Raw genomic sequence first — 4,931 nt, forward strand, 5'->3', positions numbered from 1 at the left:
CCATTCAAGGGGAGCAATGCGCTCGATGTCAGGCCCAACACCTCGGCGATCGACGCAGATTGGAGTGACAGCCACGGAAATACTGCACCGGTCCTGTTGCACATCAAGAATTCCTGGCGTCCATGACTGGTGGCGCCGGGCGCTGCAGAGTGCGCAGCAGGACCGGGTCGTGCAACTTCCACGCTACAGCCCGTCCCGCTGATCCATGAACCGCTCCCGCAACCACCGATACCCGGTCTGCTTGAAGCACGTCGCATCGCCGCTGGAGAAAGCACGGCATGAACAAAATCCTTACTTGCCAACACATCCCCACCAGGCTGAAAAAGGACTCAGTGTCGCGGGAGCACTAATAGCTGCCCCGGGCGGTGATCGCAGCGCGTCGCGGAGGAGGCGCCAGTGCTGGCGCGCGGTTGTGAACAACGTATCTGGCCACAGCACCGACAGCGCCGACGTTGGCCCAGAAACCCGCACGGTGCGGACGGTGGATCCCCTTCGCGAAGTGGTATAGCGGCTCGATTTGACGCGCAGGTCGGCTCCCAAATTGCTCCCATGACGCTGCTCCCAACCAACCCCTGATGCCGTTGATCACATATTGATCATGCGCCGTTGTGATGCTGAAACTGCGTTCGACGGTCGCGCTGACCGCCGACGGTGATGAGCTGGCGGATCAACGCGCCCAAATCACCACTGGAACCCTGCGTCTGCTTCGTCAACGCCACAACGCCGCGACCCCACATCTAACCGCACCGACCGCGCCTCCCGAGCCGCACTCGCCTCCCGGGAACCGTGACGATCAGCCACGGCCGCGCTGATGCAGCCACCGACTACGACCGGCCAGGAGGCAGGACTTGTGGCGGCCCAGCGGGACTGTGAGCGATGCGCGCGGGGTGACACAGCGGCCGACAAGCGGCGTGGCGTGTTGAGCGATGGGCCTCGGACAGATAGCTCACCACCCATTATTTCGCCGCCTGACACCTGTCCTTTGATTGCTGGCGCAACAGTGCGGCGGAGCCGGTCATCTATCGGCCGTTCGTGTTTTTAAGCGATGCGAGTGATCGCGGTGGTGGCCCCGGCGGGGTCGATGTCCAGAATGACTGCTCCGAGGGCGAGAGGCCCTTTGGCGAGGGTGTAGGCGGGTAGTGCGGTGTAGTCCTCGCCGCGCATTTTGGCGACGAAGTGCATCGGGTCGAAACCGCCGCCGGTGTGGCCGAGTCGTCCGGTCATGCCGAGTTCGGTGACGTATCCGGTGCCGCCGGGAAGAACGTGGCCGCGTTGGGTGGGGTCGTGGGTGTGGGTGCCGACCACGGCCGATGCCTGGCCGTCGAGTGCGGCGGCGAAGGACGCTTTCTCCCACGGGGACTCGCCATGCAGGTCGATGACCGTCGGTCCGGTCAGGTCGTGCTCTGCGGTGATTTCCTGCCAGGACGGCCACAGCGGGTGCGGCTTCGGTGCCGCCATCCCGGGCAGCTCGGCTGTGGGCGAGAGCAGGTTGATCACGGTCAGCGTCGTGTTACCGCGGAGGGTGAGTAGGCCCTGGCCACGTTCCTCGTCGAGGTTGAGAGGGCGCACCATCTGTGGGTAGGCGAGGATCTTGTCGACGTCCGGGCCGTCCCAGGAGTGGTTGCCGCCGGTGATGGCATCGACTCCGGCTTCGAGCAGGGTGTCGACGATCTCGACGGTCATCCCGAACCCGTCCATCGGGTTCGGTCCGGTGACCGCGCCGTTCTCGGCGTTGACCACGATCCAGTCGAGTTCGTGCTCGTCGCGTAGCTGACCGATCCGGTCGGCCAACCAGCCTGCAGCCTCCTCGCCTACCACGTCGCCCACGCACAGAACCCGCATCGACCGAGCCGGCGACGGGGTGCCAGTCGGTGTCGTCATGCGCTCGCCCCCACTGCACGCGCCCGCGAGGTGAGTTGCTCGGCGGCCAGTCGGGCACCTTCGCTTAGTGAGGCCAACTTGGCCCAAGCGATACGCGGGTGAATGGGCTGAAACGAGGCGAAGGTCGAGAAACCGCAGTCGGTGCCGGCGATCACGCGCTCGATTCCCACCACGCGGGCGTAACGCAGGATCCGCTCGGCGATCAGTTGCGGATGCTCGATGTAGTTGGAGCAGGTATCGATCACGCCGGGCACGAGAATCTTGTCCTCGGGCAGTGCATGGTCCTCGAACACTCGCCACTCGTGGGCGTGGCGCGGGTTCGCGGCCTCCATCAGCACACCGCGAGGACGACTGGTCATGACGATGTCGACGATGTCGGCCAGATCGACGTCGCGGTGGTGCGGGGACTCGTAGTTGCCCCAGCACAGATGCATCCGCATCCGATCCGGGTCGAGCCCGGCGGTCGCAGCGTTGAGCGCCTCCACGTGCCCGGCGATCGCGCGCCGGAACTCCGGGATAGACACGTCGGCGAACTGCGCATGGCGGCCCATCGCCAGGTCCGGGCAGTCGATCTGCAGCAGGAAGCCAGCATCGACAATGGCCTCGTACTCGGTGCGCATCGCCTCGGCGAGCGCACCGAGGTAGGACTCGTGCGAGCCGTAGTACTGGTCGGCGAGGTACGTAGCGATCACCCCTGGCGACGCCGCGGTCACCACGACCTCCGACGGAGCTTTTTCGTCAGCGGCGTCGATCGCCGCACGGAGATCCTTAAGCTCCTCAGCCAGCTCCTCGTCCCCGGTGTAGCGGACAGGGCCGGTGCACGACGGCATCGCAGTCACCAACCCGTCGAGCGCCTGCTCGGCGATCTCCGGATAGTCGTCGAGGTCGGCCAGCGACAGCGCCCCGGCCTCGCCCTCAAAACCGGACATCCGCTCCTTCACATAGGTCGCGTAACCGATTTTTCCCTGCTCGCCGTCACTTCCGACGTCGATCCCGGCCTCGGCCTGGCTCTCCAACACCTGGCGCGTCGCGTCCCGGACCAGTTCCGGAAGCCGGGTCAGCGAGTCCGGGTCAGCGGTGCCGGTCTCACGGGCCACCATCAACTCGGCTAGCTCGGGCGAACGCGGCAGGCTGCCCGTATGAGTGGTCACGACGTGGTCTGAGCTGCTCGTCATCACAAGCACCAGAAGGTAAGCATCCCGCGGAAACTGCATTCACATACAAGTTGAACAACGGATGGAACTTCCGTCCACTTCATGCACCAGATACGGAACCTGTGACCGCGGGCGGTCTACGATGAGCGACATGGCCAACCCCGCGCCGGCCCGAACCGACTTAGAAGCCCGCACTGGGCTGAAGATGGTCGGGCCGATCACCGCCCGGATCCGTTCGCTGCGCCCCAGCCTGTCACCGACCGGCGCTCGTATCGGCGACGCCGTTCTCGCCGCTCCCGCCGACATCGTCCGCCTGACCGTGTCCGAGCTGGCCGACCACACCGGAAGCTCCGTCGGCAGCGTCGTCCGCTTCTGCCAAGACCTGGACCTCAAGGGGTTCCATGATCTGAAGCTGCGGCTCGCCGCTGAGGCCACCCCCGCCGATGCCGCTCACAACGCAGACTCGCCCGCGCACACGATTGACACCGTCCTCGGCAACGCCGTCACCGGCTTACAGCAGCTTTCGGCCGTCCTCGATCGCAGCGATCTCGTCGAGGTCGCAACCCGGCTTCACCGCGCCGAGCACGTGCTCATCGCCGGTGTGGGCACCTCTGCCCCGATCGCGGCAGATACCGGGCACCGCCTCCGGACCTGTGGGATCCACGCCGAAGTCCTCGCCGACCCCCACCAACAGCACCTCGCCGCTCGTATGCTCACCAACGACGGGTGCTGCTTCGCCATCAGCCACACCGGCCAGACTCAGGAAACCCTGACCACCCTGCGAGCCGCTCACGACGCCGGAGCCACCACCATCGGGCTCACGAGCTTCCACCGCTCACCACTCACCGAGCTGTGCGACCACGCCATCGTCGCCGGCGCCAGCGAACTCCACGGCCTCGAAGCCACCACGAGCCGCCTGGTCCACCTCACCGTCGTCGACGTCCTCGTCGCACTCGTCACCGACCAGGACCCGGCCGCGGCCGCAGCGGCCGAACAGCTCTACACCGACGCAGTCGCCGCCCACCGGGTTTAATTCGGGGGTATCGACCGAACTGGCCACGGCACTGACGGTTTCGAGGAAGGACTGCGAACGGGTCGCCAGTCCAAGTGCCGAGCTTGCTGCGGGAGCGGCACTTAGTCGCATACAGCTCGCGGAGCCTCGGGCGACGCTGATCCCGTTCTACCGCGAGTCGTACTCACTCCACGATATTGACTGCGCAATCGCAGCCTCGCACTGCGCGCACGCATCGACGACACACTGCGGATCCGTGGTCGGCTCGGCGCCGAGCCACGCGCCGTCCGAGGAATAACGCATCGTCCACAGCCTGCGTGCGTCGATGAGCCAGAAGTCGGCGCGTGCACGTCGGCCGGCCACTCATCTCCGGGACGGGAATGACCCGGACCTCCTCCCCCGCCTGAACGTTGGGGGCGTACGAGGCCAGTTCGAGCTGTACGTAGCCGGTCAGCGGTTCGGTCACCACGTGCACGCGCTGGATCCGGCAGCCCTGGCCGACGCGGTGACGGGTGCGTTCGCACCACTGCTGCAGTTCCGCGGTAACCGGGATGCGGCCGGTGCGTCGCCACTCGGCAAGGGCATCGTCCTCGCTGCTGCCGGAGTAGTTCTGCAACGTCTCCAACATCGCGTCGGCGCGCGGCAGCGATTCCTGGTCGCGAGGTGGGCGTGCGTGGACGCGCGTAGCTCTTGGTGAGCTGCCAGCGGCAACCGGGCGAGGCGAACGCGACCGCTCCTGCCGAGGTCTCCGTGCGATGCACCAGGGCGGTCGAGACCGTCCGCCAGACCGCGCGATCGCCCATCGTGGTCGCTGACCTCGTCGACAAACGCGGCACCGAGCGTCCCTCGACACCGGCCCTGCCAGGCCTCGCCGGTCAGGTAGG

General features: G+C 66.4%; 4 protein-coding genes and 1 pseudogene. 1 reads left to right on the forward strand and 4 read right to left on the reverse strand.

Going from position 1 to position 4,931, the window contains the following annotated elements; all coding sequences use genetic code 11:
• Nucleotides 1–1,038: 1,038 nt before the first annotated feature.
• Complete coding sequence (locus IJH84_RS15460) at nt 1,039–1,827, reverse strand: YmdB family metallophosphoesterase (RefSeq protein ID WP_295145652.1); 789 nt, start codon at nt 1,825–1,827, stop codon at nt 1,039–1,041.
• 50 nt (nt 1,828–1,877) lie between these two features.
• Nucleotides 1,878–3,095: a cobalamin-independent methionine synthase II family protein gene (locus IJH84_RS15465; RefSeq protein ID WP_295145654.1), complete on the reverse strand. Its 1,218-nt coding sequence runs from the start codon at nt 3,093–3,095 to the stop codon at nt 1,878–1,880.
• Nucleotides 3,096–3,186: 91 nt separating this feature from the next.
• Here IJH84_RS15465 and IJH84_RS15470 point away from each other — a divergent pair, with 91 nt between their 5' ends.
• Nucleotides 3,187–4,068 (forward strand): MurR/RpiR family transcriptional regulator, encoded by an 882-nt coding sequence (locus IJH84_RS15470; RefSeq protein WP_295145656.1) that lies wholly within the window; start codon nt 3,187–3,189, stop codon nt 4,066–4,068.
• A gap of 147 nt (nt 4,069–4,215) precedes the next feature.
• Here IJH84_RS15470 and IJH84_RS29300 read toward each other — a convergent pair whose 3' ends face one another.
• Nucleotides 4,216–4,350 carry a DUF6879 family protein gene (locus IJH84_RS29300; RefSeq protein ID WP_367269030.1) on the reverse strand — a complete coding sequence of 45 codons (135 nt, stop codon included), beginning with the start codon at nt 4,348–4,350 and terminating at the stop codon, nt 4,216–4,218.
• 70 nt (nt 4,351–4,420) lie between these two features.
• Nucleotides 4,421–4,675: pseudogene (locus tag IJH84_RS29305) on the reverse strand (DUF6879 family protein); the annotation flags it as partial.
• Nucleotides 4,676–4,931 lie beyond the last annotated feature (256 nt).

This window comes from Saccharopolyspora sp. (assembly GCF_017434145.1).
GTDB classification, from domain to species: Bacteria; Actinomycetota; Actinomycetes; order Mycobacteriales; family Pseudonocardiaceae; genus Saccharopolyspora_C; species Saccharopolyspora_C galaxeae.